Raw genomic sequence first — 23,224 nt, forward strand, 5'->3', positions numbered from 1 at the left:
CCCACCATCACAACCGGAGACAATATGAACGCCACCCACCACCCCCACCAGAAAATACCCAAGCGCCGCTGGGGCATCGGCGCCCTGCTCGGCATGGGCGTGCTGATCAACTACATCGACCGCATCGGCCTGTCCGTGGCCGCGCCGCAGATCAAGGACCTGTTCAACCTGTCGGCCGTCGAACTGGGCCTGCTGTTCAGCGCCTTCGCCTGGTCCTATTCGCTGCTGCAGATCCCCGTTGGCATGGTGCTGGACCGCTTCGGCCCCACCCGCGTGGGCCGCTGGGGCGCTTTCCTGTGGGGTGTGGCGTCCACCATCACCGCCTTCTCCAGCGGCTTCGCCGGCATCTTCGCGGCCCGCATCCTGCTCGGCATCGCCGAAGCACCGGCCTTCCCCGTCAGCTCCAAGGCCACCGGCTACTGGTTCCCCCGCCATGAGCGCGGCATGGCCACCGCCATCTTCGACGCGGCCGCCAAGTTCTCCAACGTGATCGGCGTGCCGCTGATCGCCGTCACCATCGTCACCTTCGGCTGGCGCTGGGGCTTCGGCTTGACGGCCCTGCTCAGCTTCAGCTACTTCATCGCCTTCCTGCTGGTGTACCGCGACCCGAGCGCCGATCCCAAGCTGTCGAAGCAGGAACTGGACTACATCCAGAACGGCGGCGCCGCGCCGGAAGGCCCGTCCAACGCCGGTGCGCTCAACATGCTGGGCTACCTGCTGGGCAAATCGAAAGTATGGGGCCTGACCATCGGCTTCGCCGCCTATGGCTACTCGTTCTACCTGTTCCTCACCTGGCTGCCGGGCTACCTGGTGCAGACCATGCACATGAGCATACTGAAATCGGCCGGCTTCGCTGCCATCCCCTGGGCCGTGGCCACTGCCACCGACCTGTTCGTGGGCGGCTGGCTGATCGACCACCTGATCTCGCGCGGCAAGGATGAATCACTGGTGCGCAAGGGCGTGCTGATCGTCGGTATGCTGCTCGGCCTGGCCGTGTTCGGCGCCACCCAGACCACCGATCCCGTGTGGGCCATCGTCTGGATCTCGATCGCGCTGGGCGGGCTCGCTTCGGCCGCGCCGGTGGGCTGGTCGCTGCCATCGTTGATCGCGCCCAAGGGCGGCGCCGGCACCATCGGCGGCATCATGAACTTCGCCAACAACCTGATGGGCGCGGCCGCTCCCATCGTCACCGGCATGATCGTTGGCGCCACCAACTCGTTCGCCAACGCGTTCATGGTGGCCGGCGTGATCCTGCTGGTGGGGATCGTGTCCTTCGTGTTCGTGCTCGGGAAAATTGAGCCGATTCCCGATCCTGAACCCACCGCGGCCGCGCCAGCACCTGCCCCCGCCGCGGCCCACTGACACCGGCGCGCAAGCCCGCTTGCGCGCCATGTAATCGCCGTCCCCGCGCGGGGACGGCAAGCCACCCGCCCGCGCGCACGGACGAACGACGTGCGCACGCGGCATCCATAACAATTCTGGAGACACTTGATGAACATTCGCATTCCCGCGCTGACCGCGCTCGCCCTCACCCTGTCCGGCACGGCGCTGGCAGACAGCAACGTCACCTTATACGGCGTGATGGACCTGGGCGTATCGCAAGACCGTGGCGGCATCGCCGGCACCGCGACCCGCATCACCAGCGGCATGGCGACGCAAAGCCGCTGGGGCTTGCGCGGCAATGAAGACCTGGGCGGCGGCCTGTCCGCCTTCTTCGTGATCGAAGGCGGCATCCACGCCGACACGGGCAGCTCAACCCAGAACAACACGCTGTTCGGCCGCAACACGGCGGTGGGCTTGCGCGGCAACCTGGGCGCCATCTCGGCCGGCCTGCAGGACACGCCGCTGTTCACCACCCTCAACACCATCGTCGACCCGCTGCGCAACGGCATCGCGCGCTCCAACAACCTGATGGCATCGACCGGCTTTCGCGCCAATAACTCGGTGCTGTACCGCAGCCCGGAATGGAACGGCTTCAGTGGCGACGCGATGTATGCGGCGGGCGAAGTGGCGGGCGACAACGCGGCCGGACGCGCGCTGGGCGGCTCCTTCGGCTACAGCAACGGCCCGCTCAGCGTGCGCCTGGCCTACCACCACCGCAACAACGACACGGCCGTGTTGAAGAACCAGGACGCGGCCCGCAACACGCTGTTGGGCGCGAACTATGACTTCGGTCCGGCCAAGGTCTATTTCGGCTACGGCGTGGACAAGGGCTTGAACAGCGCCTCGCTCAACAACACGGCCGCCAGCTTCGGCGGCGCGACGCCCGCCGCCTCCACCGACAGCCGCGACCTGCTGCTGGGCGTATCGGCGCCATTTGGCGTGAGCACCGTGGTGGCCACCTACATCCGCAAGGACGACCGCACCGCCATGAACCAGGACGCGCAGCAGTACGCGCTGGCCTACCTGTATGCGCTGTCCAAGCGCACCGACCTGTACACCTCGTACGCGCTGATCCGCAACCACAACGGCGCAGCCTACACGGAGGGCAACAGCGAGGAACCGGGCACGGGCAACAAGCAGTTCACGGTGGGCCTGCGCCACCGCTTCTGATGTTGGCCGCCATCGCGCAACGGGTACTGGCGGAATGCTGAAATTTTCCGCCAGCAGATGTTAGCGCTACCACAGCAATAAAAAAAGAGCGGGGTGCCAGCCCCGCCCTTGTTCAGGTTGGTGGTTTTGCCTTGCGCCGGCGGCGGGCATTCTTGGGATCGGCGATCAGCGGCCGGTAGAGTTCCACCCGGTCGTGCTCGCGCAACACCGTGTCCAGCGTCTTCTTCTTGCTGTAGATGCCGACCTGCAGGGCCGCCAGGTCGAGGCCGGGCATGGCTTGCCGCAGGCCGCTGAGCGCGATGGCCTGCTCCACCGTGGTGCCGGCGTCCACCGTCAGGTCACGCAGGAACTGTTGTTCAGGCAGCGCGTAACATACCTGGATATGCATCTGGTCAGCCATACACCGTCTCCGCCCGCTTGCAGAAGCAGTCCACCATGCTGTTGGCGATCATGCCGAACACGGGACCGATCAGTTGTTCCAGCAGCGCGCTGGAAAATTCGTAGTGCAGGTCCAGCTCCACCTTGCACGCATCCTCGCGCAGCGGTTTGATGTTCCACACCCCATCGAGGGCCTTGAAAGGTCCGTCCACCAGCCGCATCTTGATTGTGCTGTGCGGCGTGTTGACGTTCGCGGTCGTGAAGCTCTGGCGCACGCCCCGGTAGTGGATGGCCAGGCTGGCCACCACCGTCTCCTCGTTGCGCTCCCTGACTTCAACACCCCCGCACCATGGCAGAAACTTGGGATAATCCTCAATCGCCGCCACCAGCTCGAACATCTGTTGGGCGCTGTAGCCGAGGAAAACTGTTTTGTGAACTACTGCCATTACGTAACCGTTTGCTATGATGTTGAATTATTCGCGTTTTTGGCGCGTCCCCGTAGTTTAACCGACCCGCGCCCGTTTTTAGTAATTACCCTGCCATGACCATTGCCGATAATAGAAAAGCCTTTCACGACTACTTCATCGAGGACCGCTACGAAGCGGGCATCGTGCTCGAAGGCTGGGAAGTGAAAGCGATCCGCGACGCGCGCGTGCAGATCAAGGAAGCCTACGTCACCATCAAGGGCGACGAGTTGTTCCTGTTCGGCGCCCACATCAGCGCCCTGCCCACCGCTTCCACCCACATCCACCCGGAAGCCGTGCGCACCCGCAAGCTGCTGCTGCACCGCCAGGAGATGGACAAGTTGATCGGCAAGGTGGAACGGGCCGGCTACACGCTGGTGCCGCTCAACCTGCACTACAAGGGCGGCCGCGTGAAGTGCGAGATCGGCCTGGCCAAGGGTAAGAAGATGCACGACAAGCGCGCCGCCGAGAAGGACCGCGACGGCAAGCGCGAAGTGGCGTCGGCCATGAAGCAGCACCGCCGCTGATCCGCTCCCGCCCGCCCTACGCCGCCCGGCCCCGCGCCGGGTGCGCGCCGCCGCCCGGCCTGATGAACATCATTTCATAAAGAAATTTTATTACCAGCCACCACTATTTATCGGATGGGTGCTGGTACAATCATCGGGCAGTCGCCGGTGCGCTCACCGGCATCGTTCATCATTCGCCGAAGGCAAACCCTCCGAAAGGCGGGGACGCAAAACCACCGGCCTACAGCGCGCCAGCGCCACGGCAGCGGGGTTGCCAACGTCAGGCCGCGCATGCAGTGTATGTCCGCCAACGTTGCCGCAGCGTGGCCTTCGCACACAGGGAAGCGCCACCGCCATGCAAAATCGCCAGCCACCCTCGCCCCTCACCGCCCGCCTGGGCTTGCTGCTGCCGGCCGCCATCGCGGCACTGCTGAGCGCCTGCGGCGGCACGCCCGGCCAGGACAGCGCGCCGGCCGGCACGCAGGTGGCGGCCATGGTGGCCACCTCCACCACCACGCTGGAACTGGACAATCCCACGCTGCCGGCAGCGGCGGCCAACCTGATGGTGCAGCCGGCCTACCACATCGCCCCCGTGCTGCTCGACGCGCCCGACGACACGGACGCCGACGGCTATGCCGCCTCCGCCCGCCGCGGCCCGCGCACCATGCTGCTGCCGCCGTCAGCGCGCCGCCTGTCCACGCGCCGCCTGTCGCTGGACAAGCTTGAATACGCGCCACCCCAGTCGCAGGACAACACACTCGCACCCATGGCCACCAGCGGCACCGTGACCACCTACACGCCGGCCCAGATCCGGGCCGCCTATGGCCTGCCGGCGCTACCGCCTTCGGGTACCACGCTGACGGCGGCGCTGGCCGCCCAACTGGGCGCGGGCCAGACCATCTACATCGTGGACGCCATGCACAACCCGAACATGGCCGCGGAATTGGCCGCGTTCAACGCCAAATTCGGCCTGCCGGCCTGCGTCCAGAAAAGTATCGCCACCAGCGCCGTGCTGCCACTGGCCGCGCCATCAGCCTCGGGCTGCGAACTGGCGGTGGTCTACAGCACCAGCGCCGGCGCCATGACGGCCACGCAGCCCGCCTATGATGCGGGCTGGGCCACGGAAATCGCACTGGACGTGCAGTGGGCGCACGCCACGGCGCCGCTGGCGCGCATCGTCCTGATCGAGGCGGCCAGCGCGTCGGTCGACAACCTGCAGGGCGCCGTCAAGCTGGCCAATGCAATGGGGCCGGGCGTGGTGTCGATGAGCTTCGGCACCCCGGAAGGCAGCTGGACCGGTTCGGCCAACGCCGCCTTCACGGCCGCCAGCATGACCTACCTGGCCGCCACCGGCGACTCGGGCGCCGGCGTGCAATGGCCGGCTGTTTCGCCCAACGTGGTGGCCGTGGGCGGCACCTCGCTCACCTACACGGGCAGCGGCAGCCGCAGCGAAGTGGGCTGGTCCCAGACCGGTGGCGGCATCAGCGCCTACACGGCCACGCCCAGCTACCAGACCAGCGCCGTGCCGGGATTGGGCACGCTGGCCCGCCGCGGCGTGGCCGACGTATCGTTTAACGCCGACCCGAAGACGGGCCAGTACGTGGCCGTGATCGCCTCCGGCGCCAGCACGCCCAGCTGGATCAGCGCTGGCGGCACCAGCCTGTCCACGCCGCAGTGGGCCGGCCTGATCGCCGTGGCCAACGCCACCCGCGCACTGGGCGCCAAGCCGGCGCTGGGCGCGCCGCACGCCGTCCTGTACGGGCAGATCGCCAGCGTCCCCGGCAGCTACGCCAGCGCGTTCGGCGACGTGATCTCCGGCAGCGACGGCACCTGCGCCACCTGCAGCGCCAAGAGCGGCTACGACCAGCTGAGCGGCCTGGGCACGCCCAACGCGGGCAGCCTGCTGGGCGCCCTGTCCGGCGCCACGGCCGTGGCCAGCGCGCCCACCGTCGTTTCCGCCGCCATCAGCGGCAAGGTGGGCACGGCGCTGTCGTTCACCGCATCCGCCACCGGCGCCAATGCGCTCAGCTACAGCTTGAGCGGCGCGCCGGCCGGCATGGCCATCGGCAGCACCGGCATCGTCAGCTGGGCCGCGCCCGTGGCTGGCAGCTACACCGTCGTCGTCACGGCCACCGACACCAAGACGGGCCTCAAGGGCCAGGGCAGCTACACCATCACCATCGCGCCGGCCAGCGCCCCCGTCGTCACGGGCGGCAGCATCAGCGGCAAGGTGGGCACGGCGCTGTCGTTCGCGGTCGCCGTCAACAGCGCCAACCCCGTCACCTATGCGCTGAGCGGCGCACCGGCCGGCATGGCCATCAGCAGCAGCGGCGTGGTGAGCTGGGCCGCCCCCGTGGCCGGCAACTACAGCGTGACCGTGACGGCCAAGGACAGCAAGACGGGCCTGAGCGGACAAGCCGTGTTCAAGATCACCATCGGCACCAGCACCACCGTCAGCGCCAGCCTGGCCGTCAATGCGCCGGCCTTGTCGGGCGTGGCAGGCATGCCGCTGGCGGGCACCATCAGCATCAACGCGCCCGGCAGCAACTATGTGTCGATCTCCATTGCCAACGCGCCGCTGGGGATCATGTTCACGCCCAATGGACTGAACATCGGCGTCAGCTGGGCCAGCCCTGTGGCGGGCAGCTACAGCCTGAAGATCGTCGTCAGCGATTCGTCCGGCCATCGCGTGCAGACCAGCATGCCCATCACCATCAACGCCCGATAAGCGAACGGGGCGCCGGCAAGACCGGCCGGTTCAGGCCACTTTCCGCCCTGCCGGCCCACCCCGCCCCGAAGCCACGGCGGCACCCTCCCGCATCGGGAAGCAGCGGGCACGCAGGCGCATGAACGGGGTTTCCACCAGCCGGTACAGCAGCCAGCCGCCCAGCAAGCCGGCCCCCATCACCAGCGCGATGCCCACCGGCGCATTGGTATCGACCTGCCAACGTGCCAGCGGCTCCAGGACCAGCTTGAAGACAGGCTTATGCGCCAGGTAGATCGCATACGACCACAGCGCCAGTTGTTCCGCCCCCGGGATGCGCACGCGATGCAGCAGGCTGTTGGGACTGAGCGCGGCCAGCGTCAACACGGCGAAGCTGGCGGCCAGCATCGGATAGCCGAAGGTCATCAGGGGAAAGGTGAAGCCATAGTCGTCATTCTGGAAGTAATGCAGGAACAGGTACACGGTCGTGGCCAGCGCGGCCAGGCCGCCCAGCAGCAGTGCGTTACCACGCCGCAGGATGGCGTCGAACCGGGCGCGATGGAAATTCTTGAGCAGGGCGATGGCCACGCCGGGCAGCAGTTCATCAAACCGCGCAAAGCTCGAATAATAGACGTGGACGGCGAAATCGTTGGCGGCCATCGCGTCGCCCCCATGCGCCTTCCACGCCCAGCCCCGCACCACCATGCCGCCCGCGATGGCGGCCGCGATCGCCAGCCAGCCCCACCACAGCGCCTTGCGGCGCGACGCCAGCAACAGCACGGCCAGCGGCAGGACCATGTAGAACTGCTCCTCCACGCACAGCGACCAGGAATGGGAAAACGTCTCGCCAAAACGCAGGCCGATGTTCTGGGTGAAGGTCAGGAAGCGCCACAGCGGCGCCGTATGCGAACCAGCCAGTTGGGCCGGCAGCAGCAGGTACAGGGCCAGCACCACCACGTAATTGGGCACCGTGCGCAGCAGGCGCCGCGCGAGAAAGGTCTGGAGCGGGAACGATGCGCAGCGCGCCAGCGGCGACAGGATCTGGTTGCCGATCAAATAGCCGCTCAACACGAAGAACAGGTCCACGCCCATCCAGCCCATGTCGGTCAGGAAGCCGAAGGTGGCCTTGTGGCTCACCACCACCGAATAATGGGACATCAGGACCAGCACGATGGCACAGGCGCGCAAGGTGTCCAGTCCATCGATACGGCGCGCGGCCTGCTGCTGATTCATCGTGCGGATTCCATGGTTTGGGGAGCGCGCATCCTGTCACAATCTTGTGAAATTTTCAAGCGCATTCACGGCAGCCTGAGGCCGATCCCTGTGGCGCGCGCCCCACAATTGCCACCGCCGCGTTCACGTCAACACAAAGCCCGCAAAGCCGCGTAAAGTAGCGCATGCCGCAGCACGCGCCAGCCTTGGCGGGCGGCATTTTGTGTCCCCGTGGGTTTCTAAGCAGCAACTTCCATGCTACACTGCGGCAGGATGGTTCCGCCCGGCGTGCGCCGCGCTGGAACGCAACAACGACTGTGCAATCTAGACGATGACGAGGCCAATATGGTGCTGAAAACCGCAGCGGCGATAGGAGCCGGCCTGATCCTGGCGGGCGGCGTAGCGGGGTGCGCGGCGCGCTACACGCCCACGCCACTGGCCACTAACTTCCCGGTATCGAAACAGCAAAAATTGCAGGCGGCCGACCACTGGGCCGTGATCGCCGGCCATATCGAAAAACAGTTGAAGGAGGCGCTGGCCAAGCAGCCGCCCCGCCCGCTCTACATCGCCGACACGCCACAGGCGACGCCATTCCAGCGCGCCCTGACGGGCCAGTTGATCACGGCGCTGGTCAATGACGGCTATACCGTGTCGCGCACGGCGCCCGGCTCACTGAAGGTGGAGCTGGAGATGCAGGCCGTGACCTTCAGCGCCAATCGTCCCCAATACCGCTACCACGGCGAACATGCGGCACTGGCCTCGGGCGTCTGGGTACTCAGCGAGATCGACCTGCCACCGCTGGCCATGGTCGCCGCCGGCGTGGGCGCCTACGATTCCTACAACTGGTTCAACGACCAGTTCGCGCCGGGCGCCACGCCGCGCACGGAAATCATCCTCACCGTCTCCGTCACCGACCAATACCGCTACCTGGCCCGCCACAGCTCGGCCTATTACGTGGCCGACAGCGACCGCCCCCTGTATGGCATCGTGGACGTGGAACCGGAAGCGCCCAAACTGACCCGCATGTTCAAGGTGCGGGGGGACATGTAAATGCTCAAACGCCTCGCCACCACTTCCCTGCTCGCCGTGCCACTGCTGCTGGCCGGTTGCTCGTCCACGCCGCCCAAGGACGAAGCCAACTACGCCACCATCTCGTCCAACCAGTTCATCGAAGCGAACTACAAGGCGGCCGACGCGCTGATGCACCAGCTGAGCGGCAAGCTGGCCACCGACAAGCCGCTCATCATGGCCACCATCGTCAACATCGACGCGCTCGAGCAGACCACCACGCTGGGCCGGCTGGTGTCGGAACAGATCTCCACCCGGCTGGCGCAAGGCGGCTTGTCCATGCTGGAGATGAAGCTGCGTAATTCCGTCTACCTCAAGCGCAACCAGGGCGAATTGATGCTCACGCGCGAGATCGGCGAAGTGGCGCAAACCCACAACGCGCAAGCGATCGTGGTCGGCTCGTATGCCGAGACCAGCGACATGGTGTTCATCAACCTCAAGGTGATCCAGCCCAACACCAACTTCGTGCTGGCCGGCCAGGACTACGTGCTGGCCAAGGAAGGCATCGTGCGTTCCATGCTGCTGCGGAACTGATCAGGCCAGCATTTGCGCGAGGCGCGGCAGCAGGTGCTGCGCGCCCGCCTCCACCTTGAAGTCCAGCAGGTCATCGGCCCGCGTCTTGCCGATATTGAGCGCCGCCACCGGCTTGCCCGCCTGCGCCGCCAGCCGGCAGAAGCGGTAGCCGGAAAACACCATCAACGACGACCCCACCACCAGCAAGGCGTCCGCCTCGTGCATCCATTGCAGCGCGTCGGCACTGCGCTGGGGCGGGATGTTATCGCCGAAGAAGACCACGTCGGGCTGCAGCAGGCCGCCGCATTGGGCGCAATCGGGCACGCGAAAATGCTCGAGCGCCGCCGGCTCCAGCTCCGCGTCACCGTCGGGCAGCGGACGGGCGCTGGCGAGTGCCAGGTCAGGATTGTCGCGCACCAGACGGTGCTGGATGCCGGCCCGCCCGTGGCGCGCGCCGCAATCGAGGCACACCACGTCGTGGATATTCCCGTGCAGTTCGATCAGCCGGCGGCTGCCGGCCCGCTGGTGCAAGCCATCCACGTTCTGCGTGACCAGCGCCCCCAGGTAGCCGCCCTGCTCCAGCTGGGCCAGCGCCACATGGCCCGCGTTCGGCGCGGCCTGCGCCAGCGTGGGCCAGCCCACCAGACTGCGCGCCCAGTAGCGGCGCCGCACCGCATCGGAGCGGCGGAATTCCGGCCCCTGCACGGGCTGGCGGCCACGCCGCACGCCATCCTCGTCGCGATAGCCGGGGATGCCGGAGGCCGTGCTCATGCCCGCGCCCGTCAACACCAGCACGCTCGCGTGCGCGCGCAGGAAGGCCGCCAGCCGTTCCAGCTGCCTGCGTTCATCCGCATTGTCGCGCTCTGTGTTCATGTGGACCCCGCTCCCGCATTGGTCTTGACCAGAGCCTATTGTAATTATCTTTGCGGCGCCGTGCCGGCCCGCTTTTGCAGGATCACGAGCGCGATGCCGCCCAGGATGGCGGCCGATGCCAGCACCAGCCGCAAGGTGAGCGCTTCACCGAGGAAGGCCACGCCACCGAGCGCCGCGATCACGGGCACGCTCAGCTGCACCGTGGCCGCGCTGGTGGCCCGCAGCGATGGCAGCACCGCGTACCACAGGGCGTAGCCTATGCCCGACGTGAGCGCGCCCGACGCCACGGCGTAGACCAGGCCCACGCCATCCGCGGTCACGCCATCCGACCCGGCCAGTGCGATGGCAGCGCTCATGGCCACCGCGATCGGCGCGGCGCGCACGAAATTGCCAGCCGTGACACCGGTGGCGTCGCGCGCCCCTTTGCCGCGCAAGGAATAGATGCCCCACGCGACGCCGGCGCCCATCATCAGCAGCGCGCCAGCGAGCGGCGGCGCCGTCAGGCCGGGCAGCAGCATGCCCACCAGCCCGGCCAGCGCCAGCAGCAGCCCGGCCAGCTGGCGCGGCGCCAGCCGTTCGCCGGCGGCGATGCCGCGACCGATCATGGTGGCCTGCACGGCGCCAAACAGCAGCAGCGCGCCGCTGGCGGCGGGCAGGTTCACGTAGGCGAAGGAAAAACCGGCGGCGTAGGCATACAGGGCCAGCGCGGACGGCCAGTTGCCACGCCCGGACAGCGACACTGGCGCGCCCGAGGCACGCAGGCGCACGATCAGCCACAGGGCGAGCGCGCCGGACACGAGGCGCACGGTGGTGAAACTGGCCGGATCAATGGCCGTGTGTTTGAGCGCCACCCGGCACAGCAGGGAATTGCTGGCGAAGGCGATCATGGCGATGACGGTCAGCAGGATGATGCGGGCAGCGGGCATGGGCGGTTCTCGGCAAATGAATGAACAGTCCCGCGCAGCCTGTCACAGCGAGCTTGCTACAGGCTGACACGCCCCCGCAGTTCCTCGACGGCGGCGCGCCAGTCGTCGTAATGTTCGGTCTCGGCCCACAACTGGCGCAGTTCCGATTGCTCGGACAGGATGCGGTCGATTACGCGGTGCGCCTTCTCGGCCAGGTCCTGGCGCGCGCGCTGCGGATGCTCGGCAATCCACAAGTCCAGTATTTCCGTGTCGTCGTCACGCAGCCCCCAGTGCCCCTGCAGGCGGGCGATCACCTCGATGGCCACCAGCGCCTCGGCCGCATACGGCGCTTCCAGCACGGCATCCCCGTTGTTGAGCGCCGTATCGAGCGTATTCTCGACCGCTTCCATATTGCGCGTCTCCTGCAAGTCCTCGGCCCAGTCCTGCGCGTAGTCGTTACCGAAGGCGTGCGTTGCCCATGTTCCCATCTTGTTCTCCTGTTGGTGCGGCCCTTGCCGCCGCTATTGCTTGTCGCCCCAGCGCCACGACGGCGGCTCGCCCTTGAGCCAGCACACGGCGATCAGCAGGATGCTGAGCAGCGTCGTGTAGATCAGGTAGGGCCAGGGCGAACGCTCGGGATGACAGAACCACGCGCCAGCCGCCAGCAGCACGAAGAAAGCCGCCAGCACCACCCAGCCCTGCCACACGAGCGGCAAGCCCCACCCCCAGCCATAGCGCTTGGCGGCGAACCAGTAAACGCGGCCCTGCCGTTGCTGTTCCATGGCGCCCCCATTCATTTCTGCGACTTCACCACCTGCATGGCCGTGGCGATCAAGCCGCTCATGTCACCCAGGTTGGCGGGGATGATCACGGAATTGTTGGTCTTGGCCAGTTGCGCGAATGCGCCCACGTACTGCTCGGCCACCTTGAGGTTGACGGCGTCCGCGCCACCGGGTTCCTGGATGGCCGCGCCCACTTCGCGCAGCGCGCTGGCCGTGGCGTCGGCCAGTGCCACGATGGCGGCCGCCTGGCCCTGGGCGCGGTTGATGGCGGCCTGCTTCTCGCCTTCCGAGCGGGCGATGGCCGCTTCCCGTTCGCCGCTGGCGATGTTGATCTGCTCCTGCTTGCGGCCTTCCGAGGCCGCGATCAGGGCCCGCTTTTCCCGCTCGGCCGTGATCTGGGCCTGCATGGCGTGCAGGATTTCCTTCGGTGGCGTGAGGTCCTTGATCTCGTAGCGCAGCACCTTGACGCCCCAGTTGGCGGCCGATTCGTCGATCGCGTTGACGATGGCCGTGTTGATGTGGTCACGCTCCTCGAACGTCTTGTCCAGCTCCATGCGGCCGATCACGGAACGCAGCGTGGTTTGCGCCAGCTGGGTGATGGCGGCGATGTAGTTCGACGAGCCGTAGGAGGCGCGCATGGCGTCCGTGATCTGGAAGTACAGGATGCCGTCCACCTGCAGCTGCGTGTTGTCCTTGGTGATGCAGACTTGCGGCGGCACGTCGAGCGGGATCTCCTTGAGCGAATGCTTGTAGGCGATGCGGTCGACAAACGGGATCACGATGTTCAGGCCGGGCCCCAGCGTGGCGTGGAATTTGCCAAGCCGCTCGACCACCCAGGCATGCTGCTGGGGGACCACGTTGATGGTCTTGAACACGAAGACCAGCGCCAGGATGAACAAAATGAGGCTCACATTGCCGATGCCGAATTCCATGAAATTTCTCCGCTTGTTATTGGTTGTTCGTTGTTAATTATCGAACGCTGCTCAGGGAGCGACGATGAGGCGGCTGCCCCGCACTTCGCGTATCGTGTACTGCCCCGGCGTGGCGTGCGCGCCGGGCGCCAGCTCCACGTCCCACTGCGCGCCGCGGTACATCACGCGCGCCGTGCCGTCCTTCCACTGCGCCACGTTGACGGTCTGGCCGATATCGAGATTGACGTTGGGGTCGCGCGCCGTGTCGCTGCGCGTGGGCCGGCCGAACTTGCTGCGCCGGAGCACGGCCGTGGCCACCAGCCCCACCAGCGCCGCCACCATGGTCTGCGCGGGCGTGCCGGCGCCGGCCAGCGCGGCCAGCGCGCCCGTGGCCAGGCCGATGGCGATCATCAGCAGGTAGAAGGTGCCGGTAAACAGTTCCAGTATCGCCGTGGCGCCGGCCGCCACCAGCCAGAAGGTCCAGTCAGCCATGATGTGTTCTCCGTTCAAAAATGCAAAAACCCCCGCCGCCCTGACGGGCCACGAGGGTTCTTGCTGCGATGCGGTCGGTATTAATGATGGTTGGTCATGCGTTTCAATACATTCAGTCTAACGCAATGGATGCCCGCGTCAACTGATTTATTGTCCCACTTGCACCATTAATACCTTTACAAAGCGCTTGTGACATCCCGCCTGTGACATCCCTTACAGGCGGGTGGCCAGTTGCTGCCACGTTTCGACCACCGAGTCCGGGTTGAGCGACATCGACTCGATGCCTTCGCTCATCAGCCACATGGCGAAGTCCGGATGGTCCGAAGGACCCTGGCCGCAGATGCCGATGTACTTGCCCTGTGCGCGGCAAGCCTTGATCGCCATCGACAGCAGCGACTTGACAGCCGGGTCGCGTTCGTCGAAGTCGGCTGCCAGCAAGGCCATGCCGGAATCGCGGTCCAGGCCCAGGGTCAGCTGGGTCAGGTCGTTGGAACCGATCGAGAAGCCGTCGAAGTACTGCAGGAACTGGTCGGCCAGGATGGCGTTCGACGGCACTTCGCACATCATGATCAGGCGCAGGCCGTTTTCGCCGCGCTTGAGGCCATTCTTGCCCAGCAGGTCCACCACTTTCTCAGCCTGGCCCAGGGTACGCACGAACGGCACCATGATCTCGACGTTGGTCAGGCCCATGTCGTTGCGCACGCGCTTCATGGCCGCGCATTCCATCTCGAACGACTCGGCGAAGTCCGGCGACAGGTAGCGCGCGGCGCCGCGGAAGCCCAGCATCGGGTTTTCCTCGTCCGGCTCGTAACGCGAACCGCCGATCAGCTTCTTGTACTCGTTGGACTTGAAGTCCGACAGGCGCACGATCACAGGCTTGGGCCAGAACGCGGCAGCGATGGTCGCCACGCCTTCGGCCAGCTTGTCGACGTAGAAGGCCTTGGGCGAAGCGTGGCCACGGGCCACCGATTCCACGGCCTTTTTCAGGTCGGCGTCGATGTTCGGGTATTCCAGGATCGCCTTCGGGTGCACGCCGATGTTGTTGTTGATGATGAACTCCAGGCGGGCCAGGCCGACACCGGCGTTCGGCACCGACTGGAAGTCGAACGCCAGCTGCGGATTACCCACGTTCAGCATGATCTTGGTCGGCAGCTTGGGCAGTTCGCCGCGCTGCACTTCCGTCACTTCCGTTTCCAGCAGGCCGTCGTAGATCTTGCCCTCGTCGCCTTCGGCGCAGGACACGGTCACGAAGGTGCCGTCCTTCAGCACGTCGGTCGCGTCGCCGCAACCGACGACGGCCGGCACGCCCAGTTCACGGGCGATGATGGCCGCGTGGCAGGTACGGCCGCCACGGTTGGTGACGATGGCCGAAGCACGCTTCATCACCGGCTCCCAGTTCGGGTCGGTCATGTCGGCCACCAGCACGTCGCCTGGCTGCACGCGTTCCATTTCCGACGGATCGGTGATCACGCGCACGGGACCGGCGCCGATCTTCTGGCCGATGGCGCGGCCCGAGGTCAGCACGGTGCCGCTGGACTTGAGCTTGAAGCGTTGCTGCGCATCGGTCGCCTTGTGCTGCGACTTCACGGTTTCAGGACGGGCCTGCAGGATGTACAGCTTGCCGTCGCGGCCGTCCTTGCCCCACTCGATGTCCATCGGACGGCCGTAGTGGTTTTCGATGATGACGGCGTACTTGGCCAGTTCCACCACTTCGCTGTCGTTCAGCGAGTAGCGGTTACGCTGTTCCACCGGCACGTCCACGGTGCGCACGGAGCGGCCAGCCTTGGCTTCTTCCGTGAATTCCATCTTGATCAGCTTGGAGCCGATATTGCGGCGGATGACGGGCGACTTGCCCTTTTCCAGCATCGGCTTGTGCACGTAGAACTCGTCCGGGTTCACGGCGCCCTGCACCACCGTCTCGCCCAGGCCATAGCTGGAGGTGACGAACACCACGTCCTTGAAGCCAGACTCGGTGTCGATGGTGAACATCACGCCGGCGGCGCCCAGGTCGGAGCGCACCATGCGCTGCACGCCGGCCGACAGGGCCACTTCAGCGTGGGTGAAGCCCTTGTGCACGCGATACGAGATGGCGCGGTCGTTGTACAGCGATGCGAACACGTGTTTCATCGCGTCCAGCACGTTTTCGATGCCGACCACGTTCAGGAAGGTCTCCTGCTGGCCAGCGAACGAAGCGTCCGGCAAGTCTTCGGCCGTGGCCGAGGAACGCACGGCGAACGACACTTCGGTCGACGAGTCGGCCACCAGGCGGTGGTAGAACTCCTCGATTTCCTTGGCCAGACGTGGCTGGAACGGCGTGTCGATGATCCATTGACGGATTTCGGCGCCGGCCGCGGCCAGGGCGCGCACGTCGTCGATGTTCAGATGCTCGAGGCGATCGGCGATACGGTCAGCCAGCGACTGGCCACCGTCCACGCTGTACGACAGGAAGTCGCGGAATGCCTGGGCCGTGGTGGCAAAGCCGCCCGGCACACGCACGCCGGCACCTGCCAGCTGGCTGATCATCTCGCCCAAAGAGGCGTTCTTGCCGCCGACGGATTCCACATCCGTCATGCGCAAGTGCTCGAACGACGCGACGTAGACCGCCTCGCCGGGATTCCCCTGTTGTTGCTCCTTCAATGCTGCGTTGGACAAACTGGTCATAATGACACCCTTACTTGAGATAGAAATCTTCACGCGAGGCGCCGACATTCAATCTTGTTATTCTTAGCGTCGTGCAGCACAATCTTACCGTTGGCAGACATTTTACAGCCTGCGGCGCAAATTGACGATTCACATTCCCCTAAAGCTCACTCCCAATGACTCAAGAACAACGCCAACCACTGCCAAATGCGGCCCGTACCGTATTTTTTGTATCGGATGGCACCGGCATCACGGCCGAAACGTTCGGCCACTCCGTCCTCACCCAGTTCGATTTGCGCTTCCGCCAGGTGCGCCTGCCCTTCATCGATACGGTGGACAAGGCCCACGACGCGGCCCGCAAGATCAATGAAGCCTTTGTCACCGACGGCCAGCGCCCGATTATCTTTTCGACACTGGTGAAGACGGACCTGTCGAAGGTGATCCGGCAGTGCAAGGGCCTGCACATGGATCTGATCCAGACCTTTGTGGCGCCGCTGGAACAGGAACTGGGCGTGAAGTCGACCCACACCATTGGCCGCTCGCACAACATCGTCGATTCCGAGGAATACAAGAACCGCATCGAGGCCATCAACTTCTCGCTGGCGCACGACGATGGGCAGTCGCACAAGAACCTGGCCTCGGCCGATGTGATCCTCGTGGGCGTGTCGCGCTCGGGCAAGACGCCCACCAGCCTGTACCTGGCCATGCAATACGGGATCAAGGCCGCCAACTACCCGCTGATTCCGGACGATTTCGAACGCGGCAAGCTGCCTACTTCGCTGTACGCCTACAAGAACAAGATCTTTGGCCTTTCCATCACGCCGGAACGGCTGGCCGAGATCCGCAACGAGCGCCGCGCCGGCAGCAAGTACGCCTCCATCGAGAACTGCCGCTATGAGGTGAACGAGGCGGAGAACATGATGAAGCGCGAAGGCATACGGTGGCTGTCATCGACCACCAAGTCGATCGAGGAAATCTCCACCACCATCCTGCAGGAGATCAAGCCCAATCACCGCGGGCAGTATTGATCCGGCTTAGAAGAAGTGGCGCCAGTCGTCGAGCCATGCCGGGAAGTCTTCCACCGGCATCGGCTTGGCGATGTAGAAGCCCTGGGCGTAGGTGCAGCCCAGTCCTTGCAGGAAGTCCCAGTCCTGCTTGGTCTCCACGCCCACGGCCACGGAGCGGCGATCCAGGTTGCGCGCCAGTCCCAGGCAGGAGCGCAGCACCACGCCGATGGCGGGTCGCTTGGAAGCGCCATCGACGAAGCTGCGGTCTATCTTCAGTTCCGAGAACGGGATGCGTGCCAGCAGCTGCAGATTCGAGCGCCCGGTGCCGTAATCGTCGATGGCCAGGCCAAAGCCCTGCATGCGCAGGCGCAGCAAGCGTTCCAGGAAATGGGGCTCCGTCGTCAGCACGGCCGATTCCGTCATCTCGAAGGTGATGTAGTCGGGCAGGATGCGGTGCCGCTCCAGGCAGGCCGAGATCTGCGCCATGAACTGCGGATGGGCCAGCGTGCTCTGGTCCACGTTGATGGAAAACGAGATCGGGATGCCCTGGTCATGCAGCGTGCGGCAGGCCGCCACCGATTTCTCGATCATGCTCCAGTCAAGAAAATCGACCCGGTGGTTATCCTCCAGCGCCTGGATGAAGGCCTCCGGCCCCAGCACGCCATAGTCGGGATGGCGCCAGCGCGCGAACATCTCCAACCCCTTCACCTGCCCCGTCTCCAGCTCGATCTTGGGCTGGAAATACGGATCGAACTGGCGCGCCTGCAGGCCGCGCCCCACTTCCGCGAACGTGAACGTGCGCCCCGCCACGCCTTCGGGCGGCACCGTCGGCACGGCGCTGTAGTTTTCGATCAGCTCCGTCAGGCGCGCAGGCGAGACCGGTTTGGCGATGGTGCCCAGCAGGTTGATGCCATAGGCCAGCGCCATGGTCTCCACCGAGAACAGCACGGCATTGCTTTGCGCGCCGGTGATGATGATGCCGGCCCGGCAGCGCGCCTCGGACAGGCGCCGTATCAGTTCCAGCCCATCCATGCCGGGCAGCGCCAGGTCGATGATGCCCACGTCGACGGGCGGATTGATGCCATCGTCGAAGTGGCGCAGCGCCGTGTGGCCGTCCGGCACCTGGGTGATGCGTCCCGCGCCCAGGTGAACCAGCACGTCGGCCAAGGCCTGGCGCTGCGCCATCTCGCCTTCGGCCACCAGGAAGTGCAACTGCCGGTTCTCCATGCCCGCTCCGTTCAATTCAATTCAATTTATGCTTGATTCTGCCTGACCTGCTCAAAAAAGCAAACCGCCGCGCAAGCGGCCACGTTGAGCGACTCCACCTGGCCCAGGTGCGGAATCACCACCTGGTGGCTGGCCAAGGACAGCAGGTCATCGGCCACGCCCTGCCCTTCGTGGCCGAACAGCCAGGCCACGGGCTGGCGCAAGTCCACGTCGTACAGGCGCTGCGTGGCGTAGCCGCTGGTGGCCAGCGTGGCGATGGTGGAGCCCGACACCAGCGGCGCCAGGTCCACGTTCTCGTAGATGTCGAGCACGAAGTGGGCGCCCATGGCCGCGCGCAGCACCTTGGGCGACCAGCAAAACGCCGTACCGCCGCTGCAATAGACTTGCTTGATGCCGGCCGCCGCCGCGCTGCGCAAGATGGAGCCGACGTTGCCGGGGTCCTGCACATTATCGAGCAGCACGGCCGACACGGACAGCGGCGCCGTCACCGCGCGCTCGGGCGTATCGATCAGGAACATCACGCCCACGCCGTGCTCGACCTGGCTGACGGCGTTGTACAGGGCGTCGGGCAGGCCCGTCACGTGCGCGTGCCGCGCTTCCAGCTGGCCCACGATGTCGGCCACTTCCGGGTTGTGCAGCGCCGATTCGCTGACGATGCATTGCAGCGGCAGGCCGCGCAGTTGCAGATAGGTCTGGCACAGGTGCACGCCGTCGAGCAGCGTGCGGCCGGCCTTGCGGCGCGCCTGCGAACTGCCGGCCAGGTGCTTGAGTTCCTTGTATTGCGCATTGTCGCGCGAGGTGATGGTTTTCATGTTCTTATTCTTCGGTGAGGGATTGCGGGCCGGCCGCCAGCGCCGCGCGCACGGGCGCGAACGAGCGCCGGTGCACGGGCGAGGCGCCGAACTGGCGCAGGCGCTCCAGGTGCAATGCCGTGCCATAGCCCTTGTGCTGGTCGAAGCAGTATTGGGGATAGGCCGCGTGCAGCGTCACCAGCGCCGCGTCGCGCGCCGTCTTGGCCAGGATGGAGGCGGCCGAAATGGCCTCCACCTTGTCGTCGCCGCCAACGACGGCGATCGACTGGATCTTCATCACGGGGCAGCGGTTGCCGTCGATCAGGGCCAGCGTGGGCTGCACCTTGAGCGCTTCCACGGCGCGCCGCATGGCCAGCATGGACGCGTGCAGGATATTGAGCTTGTCGATCTCCGCTTCCGACGCTTCCGCGATGGCCCAGGCCAGCGCCTGCGCCTTGATCAGCGGCGCCAACAGGTCGCGCTTCGCTTCGGTCAGTTTTTTCGAGTCTCGCAAACCATCGATGGGACGCGACGGATCGAGGATCACGGCCGCCGCGAACACGGGGCCGGCCAGCGGCCCGCGCCCGGCTTCGTCCACGCCGCAAATGATTTCATCGGGCGACGTGGGCAAATCGTCGAACAGGCCGGGCTGGTTGGTGTTCACGGTGGGGCTTTACTTTGCTTGGATTACTTTGAGCACGGCGGCCGCGCTCTCCTGCGCGCTGTTGCGCAGCAGGCTGTGATGCATGTCGGTGAAACGCTGGGCCAGGCGCAGCCGGTGCGGCGCGTCGCTCAGTTGCTGCCACATGGCGTCGGCCAGCGCTTCCGGGCTGGCCGCGTTCTGCAGCAGTTCCGGCACCACGAATTCGCGCGCCAGGATGTTGGGCAGGCCGATCCACGGCTGGTAGCCGAAGTGGCGCAGGATCTGCCATTCAGCCGCCATCATCTTGTAGGCGATCACCATCGGCTTCTTGAACAGCGCCACTTCCAGCGAGGCCGTGCCGGAAGCCACCAGCACCGCGTCGGCGGCGCAGATGGCCGTGTGCGACTGGCCGTCGAGCAGCTGGATCTCCACGTCCTGCAGGCCAGCCTGCGCCACCAGTTCCAGGAAATACTGGCGCTGCCGTTCGCCCGCCATGGGCGCCACGAAGCGCAGCGAGCGGTCGCGCTGCAGCAGCAGGCGCGCCGCGCCCACGAAGGCGGCCGTGTTGTACTTGATCTCGGACATGCGGCTGCCCGGCATGATGGTGACCACGTTGGCGTCCTCCAGCAACCCCAGTGCCCGGCGCGCGGCCGCTTCATCCGGTTGCACGGGAATCAGCTCGGCCAGCGGGTGGCCCACGTAGGTCACCGGCACGCCGGCGTCGCGGTAGATCTGCTCCTCGAACGGGAAGATCACCAGCATGTGCGAGACGGCCTTGATGATCTTCTTGATCCGCCCGCCGCGCCAGGCCCAGATCTGCGGCCCGATGTAGTGCACGGTGGGGATGCCGGCCGCCTTGAGCTGCATTTCCAGCCCCAGGTTAAAACCCGGATAGTCGGCGCCGATGAAGGCGGCCGGCCGTTCGGCCAGCAGCTGGTCGCGCAGCGCGTTCTGGATACCCTTGATCTCGCGATAACGCGGGATCACGGCCAGCAGGCCGCGCACGGTCAGCTTGTCCATCGGCCAGTGCGACTCGAAGCCTTGCGCCATCATCTGCTCGCCGCCGATGCCGTGGAAACGGGCGTGCGGCAGCTGCGGGCGCAGCCCGGACAGCAGGCGCGCCGCCAGCACGTCGCCGGACGGCTCGCCGGCCACCATGGCGATGTTCAGTTCAGCGGACGATGCCACGGGTCGCGGTGCCGAGGAATTCACGCATGGCGCGGATCTGGTCGGCCGCCGCCGGGCTGGCCTGCTCTTCGGCCGCCAGCGCGGCCTTGGCTTCTTCCAGCGTCAGGCCGGAACGGTAGATCAGCTTGTAGGCCGTGCGGATGCCGTTGATCTGCTCGCGCGTGAAGCCGCGCCGTTTCAGCCCTTCGATGTTGACGCCGTGGGCCTGGGCCGGATTGCCGTTCAACAGCACGAACGGCGGCACGTCCTGGGTCAGGCTGGTGCTCATGCCGACGAAGGCGTGGGCGCCGATCTTGCAGAACTGGTGCACGTTGGCGAAGCCGCTCATGATCACCCAGTCACCGATCTCCACGTGGCCCGCGATCTGGGCGTTGTTGGAGAAGATGGTGTTGCTGCCCACCTGGCAGTCGTGCGCCAGGTGCACATAGGCCGAGATCCAGTTGTCGTTACCGAGGCTGGTCACGCCCTTGTCCTGCACGGTGCCCGTGTTGAAGGTGCAAAATTCGCGGATCGTGTTGCGGTCGCCGATGGTCAGGCGGGTTGGTTCGCCGTTCCACTTCTTGTCCTGCGGCGCGGCGCCGATGGACGAGAACTGGAAGAACTTGTTGTCGCTGCCGATGGTGGTGTGGCCCTCGATCACCACGTGCGGGCCGACCACGGTGCCAGCGCCGATGGCGACGTTGGGGCCGATGATGGAATACGGCCCCACCTCCACCGAGCTGTCGAGCTGCGCGCGCGGATCGACGATGGCCGTCGCGTGTATCTTCGACATGATTACTTCCCTGCCGGCTGGCTGGCGTCGGCCGCGCTGCGGATGGTGCACATCAGTTCAGCTTCCACGGCCGTCTGGCCGTCCACGCTGGCGACAGCCTTGTACTTCCAGATGCCGCGCGCCACGCGCAGGATTTCCACGTTCATCACCAGCTGGTCGCCCGGCTCCACGGGACGCTTGAAGCGCGCGTTGTCGATGCCCACGAAGTACACCACCGAGCTCTCGTCCGGCTTCACGTCCATGGTCAGGAACGACAGGATGGCGGCCGTCTGCGCCATCGCCTCGATCATCAGCACGCCCGGCATCACTGGCTTGTGCGGGAAGTGGCCGTTGAAGAATTCCTCGTTGGCCGTCACGTTCTTGATGGCGGTGATGGTCTTGCCAGCTTCCCAGTCCAGCACGCGGTCCACCAGCAGCATCGGATAGCGGTGCGGCAGGTATTGCTTGATGGTGTGGATGTCCAGGCACTTCTTGGTGGTGCAGGTGGACTCGGAAGTTACGGTAGCGGTAGTAGTCATGATTCGTCTTGGTTCGTCAGTGTTTTAATTGTTTTCTCCAGCGTGCGGATCTTGTCGCGCATGCTCGCCAGATTGCGCACGATGGCGGCCGATTTTTCCCATTCGGCGTTCTTGGCCAGCGGGTAGAAGCCCGTGTACTGGCCAGGTTCGAGGATCGAGCGCGATACCATGCTGCCCGAGGAAATGTGGACCCGGTCGGTGATGCTCAGGTGCCCCAGCACCATGGCCGCACCGCCGAAGGTGCAGTATTTGCCGATGATGGCGCTGCCGGCCACGCCGACGCAGCCGGCCATGGCCGTGTGCGCGCCGATGCGGCAGTTGTGGCCGATCTGGATCTGGTTATCGAGCTTGACGCCATCCTCGATCACCGTGTCGGCCAGCGCGCCGCGATCGATGGTGGTGTTGGCGCCGATGTCGACGTCGTCGCCTATCATGACCCTGCCCGTCTGCGGAATCTTGATGTAGACCCCGCCCTCGTTGGCGAAGCCGAAACCGTCGGTGCCGATCACGGCGCCCGAGTGGATGATGCCGCGCGCGCCGATCTGGCAATACGCGTGGAAGGTCACGTTGGCGAAGAAGTGGGTGCCCTCGCCAATCACGGCCTCGCGGCCGATGTAGCAGCCGGCGTCGATCACGACGTGCTCGCCGATCACGGCGCCCGCCTCCACCGTCACGTGGGCGCCGATGTGGGCGCTGGCGGCCACCTGCGCGGTGGCGTCCACGCTGGCCGACGGGTGGATGCCGGCGGCCGGCACGATCTGCGTCAGCGACGCGAAATACTGGGCGGCGCGGGCGAAATACACGTAGGGGTTGTTGGTGACGATGCGCGCGCCGGCGTAGCTGGCGGCGATGAAGGCATCGTCGGCGGCCGATACGATCAGGGCCGCCGCCTGGCTTTGCGCGGCCTGCGCGCGCAGCTTGCTATTGCTCAGAAAGCTGATGTGCGAAACGCCGGCGTCCGTCAGCGGCGCGATCCCGGACACTTCCAGGTTGGGATCGCCCACCAGCTGGCCGCCCAGGCGTTCGACCAATGTTCCTAGTCGAGTGCCCATCGGGGGAATTCCTATCCTGGTTATG

At 65.8% G+C, this 23,224-nt stretch carries 24 protein-coding genes and 1 riboswitch; of the genes, 7 read left to right on the forward strand and 17 right to left on the reverse strand.

Translation table 11 applies throughout. The features are described 5' to 3' along the window. The first annotated feature begins 24 nt into the window (after positions 1–24). Together H3H36_RS18945 and H3H36_RS18950 are read left to right on the forward strand one after the other, a co-directional pair. Complete coding sequence (locus H3H36_RS18945; protein ID WP_182219662.1) at positions 25–1,362, forward strand: MFS transporter; 1,338 nt, start codon at positions 25–27, stop codon at positions 1,360–1,362. Positions 1,363–1,491: 129 nt separating this feature from the next. Continuing rightward, positions 1,492–2,553 (forward strand): porin, encoded by a 1,062-nt coding sequence (locus H3H36_RS18950; protein WP_182219663.1) that lies wholly within the window; start codon positions 1,492–1,494, stop codon positions 2,551–2,553. A gap of 112 nt (positions 2,554–2,665) precedes the next feature. On the opposite strand, the gene H3H36_RS18955 is transcribed toward H3H36_RS18950, so the two are convergent. Continuing rightward, positions 2,666–2,953: an RnfH family protein gene (locus tag H3H36_RS18955; RefSeq protein ID WP_182219664.1), complete on the reverse strand. Its 288-nt coding sequence runs from the start codon at positions 2,951–2,953 to the stop codon at positions 2,666–2,668. Beyond that, positions 2,946–3,377 carry a type II toxin-antitoxin system RatA family toxin gene (locus tag H3H36_RS18960; protein ID WP_182219665.1) on the reverse strand — a complete coding sequence of 144 codons (432 nt, stop codon included), beginning with the start codon at positions 3,375–3,377 and terminating at the stop codon, positions 2,946–2,948. The genes H3H36_RS18955 and H3H36_RS18960 overlap by 8 nt, the downstream gene beginning before the upstream one ends. 95 nt (positions 3,378–3,472) lie before the next feature. On the opposite strand from H3H36_RS18960, the gene smpB reads away from it, so the two are divergent. Further along, complete coding sequence (smpB, locus tag H3H36_RS18965) at positions 3,473–3,922, forward strand: SsrA-binding protein SmpB (protein WP_182154608.1); 450 nt, start codon at positions 3,473–3,475, stop codon at positions 3,920–3,922. A gap of 171 nt (positions 3,923–4,093) precedes the next feature. Further along, positions 4,094–4,180: riboswitch (cyclic di-GMP riboswitch) on the forward strand. Positions 4,181–4,256: 76 nt separating this feature from the next. Beyond that, the gene (locus tag H3H36_RS18970) at positions 4,257–6,629 is read left to right on the forward strand and encodes a peptidase S53 (RefSeq protein WP_182219666.1); all 2,373 of its coding nucleotides are present in this window, start codon (positions 4,257–4,259) and stop codon (positions 6,627–6,629) included. 30 nt (positions 6,630–6,659) lie between these two features. On the opposite strand, the gene H3H36_RS18975 is transcribed toward H3H36_RS18970, so the two are convergent. Further along, complete coding sequence (locus H3H36_RS18975) at positions 6,660–7,838, reverse strand: acyltransferase family protein (protein WP_182219667.1); 1,179 nt, start codon at positions 7,836–7,838, stop codon at positions 6,660–6,662. A 324-nt stretch (positions 7,839–8,162) separates the two neighbouring features. On the opposite strand from H3H36_RS18975, the gene H3H36_RS18980 reads away from it, so the two are divergent. Together H3H36_RS18980 and H3H36_RS18985 are read left to right on the forward strand one after the other, a co-directional pair. Further along, on the forward strand, positions 8,163–8,867 hold the full coding sequence (locus H3H36_RS18980; RefSeq protein ID WP_182219668.1) for a hypothetical protein: 705 nt from the start codon (positions 8,163–8,165) through the stop codon (positions 8,865–8,867). Continuing rightward, positions 8,868–9,419: a FlgO family outer membrane protein gene (locus H3H36_RS18985; protein ID WP_182219669.1), complete on the forward strand. Its 552-nt coding sequence runs from the start codon at positions 8,868–8,870 to the stop codon at positions 9,417–9,419. Here H3H36_RS18985 and H3H36_RS18990 read toward each other — a convergent pair whose 3' ends face one another. The 7 genes from H3H36_RS18990 to ppsA all read right to left on the reverse strand — a co-directional run bounded on the left by H3H36_RS18990 (position 9,420) and on the right by ppsA (position 16,022). After that, on the reverse strand, positions 9,420–10,271 hold the full coding sequence (locus H3H36_RS18990; protein WP_182219670.1) for an NAD-dependent protein deacetylase: 852 nt from the start codon (positions 10,269–10,271) through the stop codon (positions 9,420–9,422). A 44-nt stretch (positions 10,272–10,315) separates the two neighbouring features. After that, the gene (locus tag H3H36_RS18995) at positions 10,316–11,197 is read right to left on the reverse strand and encodes a DMT family transporter (RefSeq protein ID WP_182219671.1); all 882 of its coding nucleotides are present in this window, start codon (positions 11,195–11,197) and stop codon (positions 10,316–10,318) included. A gap of 56 nt (positions 11,198–11,253) precedes the next feature. Next, positions 11,254–11,664: a DUF4259 domain-containing protein gene (locus tag H3H36_RS19000; RefSeq protein WP_182219672.1), complete on the reverse strand. Its 411-nt coding sequence runs from the start codon at positions 11,662–11,664 to the stop codon at positions 11,254–11,256. Positions 11,665–11,697: 33 nt separating this feature from the next. Continuing rightward, positions 11,698–11,958, reverse strand: coding sequence for a hypothetical protein (locus H3H36_RS19005; protein WP_182219673.1), 261 nt, complete (start codon positions 11,956–11,958; stop codon positions 11,698–11,700). A gap of 11 nt (positions 11,959–11,969) precedes the next feature. Continuing rightward, the gene (locus tag H3H36_RS19010) at positions 11,970–12,890 is read right to left on the reverse strand and encodes an SPFH domain-containing protein (protein ID WP_182164381.1); all 921 of its coding nucleotides are present in this window, start codon (positions 12,888–12,890) and stop codon (positions 11,970–11,972) included. A gap of 51 nt (positions 12,891–12,941) precedes the next feature. Further along, positions 12,942–13,361, reverse strand: coding sequence for an NfeD family protein (locus tag H3H36_RS19015; protein WP_182219674.1), 420 nt, complete (start codon positions 13,359–13,361; stop codon positions 12,942–12,944). A gap of 213 nt (positions 13,362–13,574) precedes the next feature. Continuing rightward, on the reverse strand, positions 13,575–16,022 hold the full coding sequence (gene ppsA, locus H3H36_RS19020) for a phosphoenolpyruvate synthase (RefSeq protein ID WP_182219675.1): 2,448 nt from the start codon (positions 16,020–16,022) through the stop codon (positions 13,575–13,577). A gap of 155 nt (positions 16,023–16,177) precedes the next feature. Here ppsA and ppsR point away from each other — a divergent pair, with 155 nt between their 5' ends. Continuing rightward, a complete protein-coding gene (gene ppsR / locus H3H36_RS19025; protein ID WP_182219676.1) occupies positions 16,178–17,029 on the forward strand; it encodes a posphoenolpyruvate synthetase regulatory kinase/phosphorylase PpsR in 852 nt (283 codons plus the stop codon). 6 nt (positions 17,030–17,035) lie between these two features. On the opposite strand, the gene H3H36_RS19030 is transcribed toward ppsR, so the two are convergent. The 7 genes from H3H36_RS19030 to lpxD are packed head-to-tail and all read right to left on the reverse strand — an operon-like array spanning position 17,036 to position 23,199. Next, positions 17,036–18,235 (reverse strand): EAL domain-containing response regulator, encoded by a 1,200-nt coding sequence (locus H3H36_RS19030; RefSeq protein ID WP_182219677.1) that lies wholly within the window; start codon positions 18,233–18,235, stop codon positions 17,036–17,038. A 26-nt stretch (positions 18,236–18,261) separates the two neighbouring features. Beyond that, positions 18,262–19,047, reverse strand: coding sequence for a TrmH family RNA methyltransferase (locus H3H36_RS19035; protein ID WP_182219678.1), 786 nt, complete (start codon positions 19,045–19,047; stop codon positions 18,262–18,264). Between the two features lie 4 nt (positions 19,048–19,051). Beyond that, the gene (gene rnhB / locus H3H36_RS19040) at positions 19,052–19,690 is read right to left on the reverse strand and encodes a ribonuclease HII (protein WP_182219679.1); all 639 of its coding nucleotides are present in this window, start codon (positions 19,688–19,690) and stop codon (positions 19,052–19,054) included. 9 nt (positions 19,691–19,699) lie between these two features. Continuing rightward, on the reverse strand, positions 19,700–20,827 hold the full coding sequence (lpxB, locus tag H3H36_RS19045; protein WP_182219737.1) for a lipid-A-disaccharide synthase: 1,128 nt from the start codon (positions 20,825–20,827) through the stop codon (positions 19,700–19,702). Between the two features lie 13 nt (positions 20,828–20,840). Next, the gene (gene lpxA, locus H3H36_RS19050; protein ID WP_182219680.1) at positions 20,841–21,629 is read right to left on the reverse strand and encodes an acyl-ACP--UDP-N-acetylglucosamine O-acyltransferase; all 789 of its coding nucleotides are present in this window, start codon (positions 21,627–21,629) and stop codon (positions 20,841–20,843) included. 2 nt (positions 21,630–21,631) lie between these two features. Further along, positions 21,632–22,147: a 3-hydroxyacyl-ACP dehydratase FabZ gene (gene fabZ / locus H3H36_RS19055; RefSeq protein WP_182219681.1), complete on the reverse strand. Its 516-nt coding sequence runs from the start codon at positions 22,145–22,147 to the stop codon at positions 21,632–21,634. Beyond that, positions 22,144–23,199 carry a UDP-3-O-(3-hydroxymyristoyl)glucosamine N-acyltransferase gene (gene lpxD / locus H3H36_RS19060; RefSeq protein WP_182219682.1) on the reverse strand — a complete coding sequence of 352 codons (1,056 nt, stop codon included), beginning with the start codon at positions 23,197–23,199 and terminating at the stop codon, positions 22,144–22,146. Before lpxD ends, fabZ begins: the two co-directional genes overlap by 4 nt. Positions 23,200–23,224 lie beyond the last annotated feature (25 nt).

It is taken from the genome of Rugamonas fusca, from assembly GCF_014042365.1.
GTDB lineage: Bacteria > Pseudomonadota > Gammaproteobacteria > Burkholderiales > Burkholderiaceae_D > Rugamonas > Rugamonas fusca.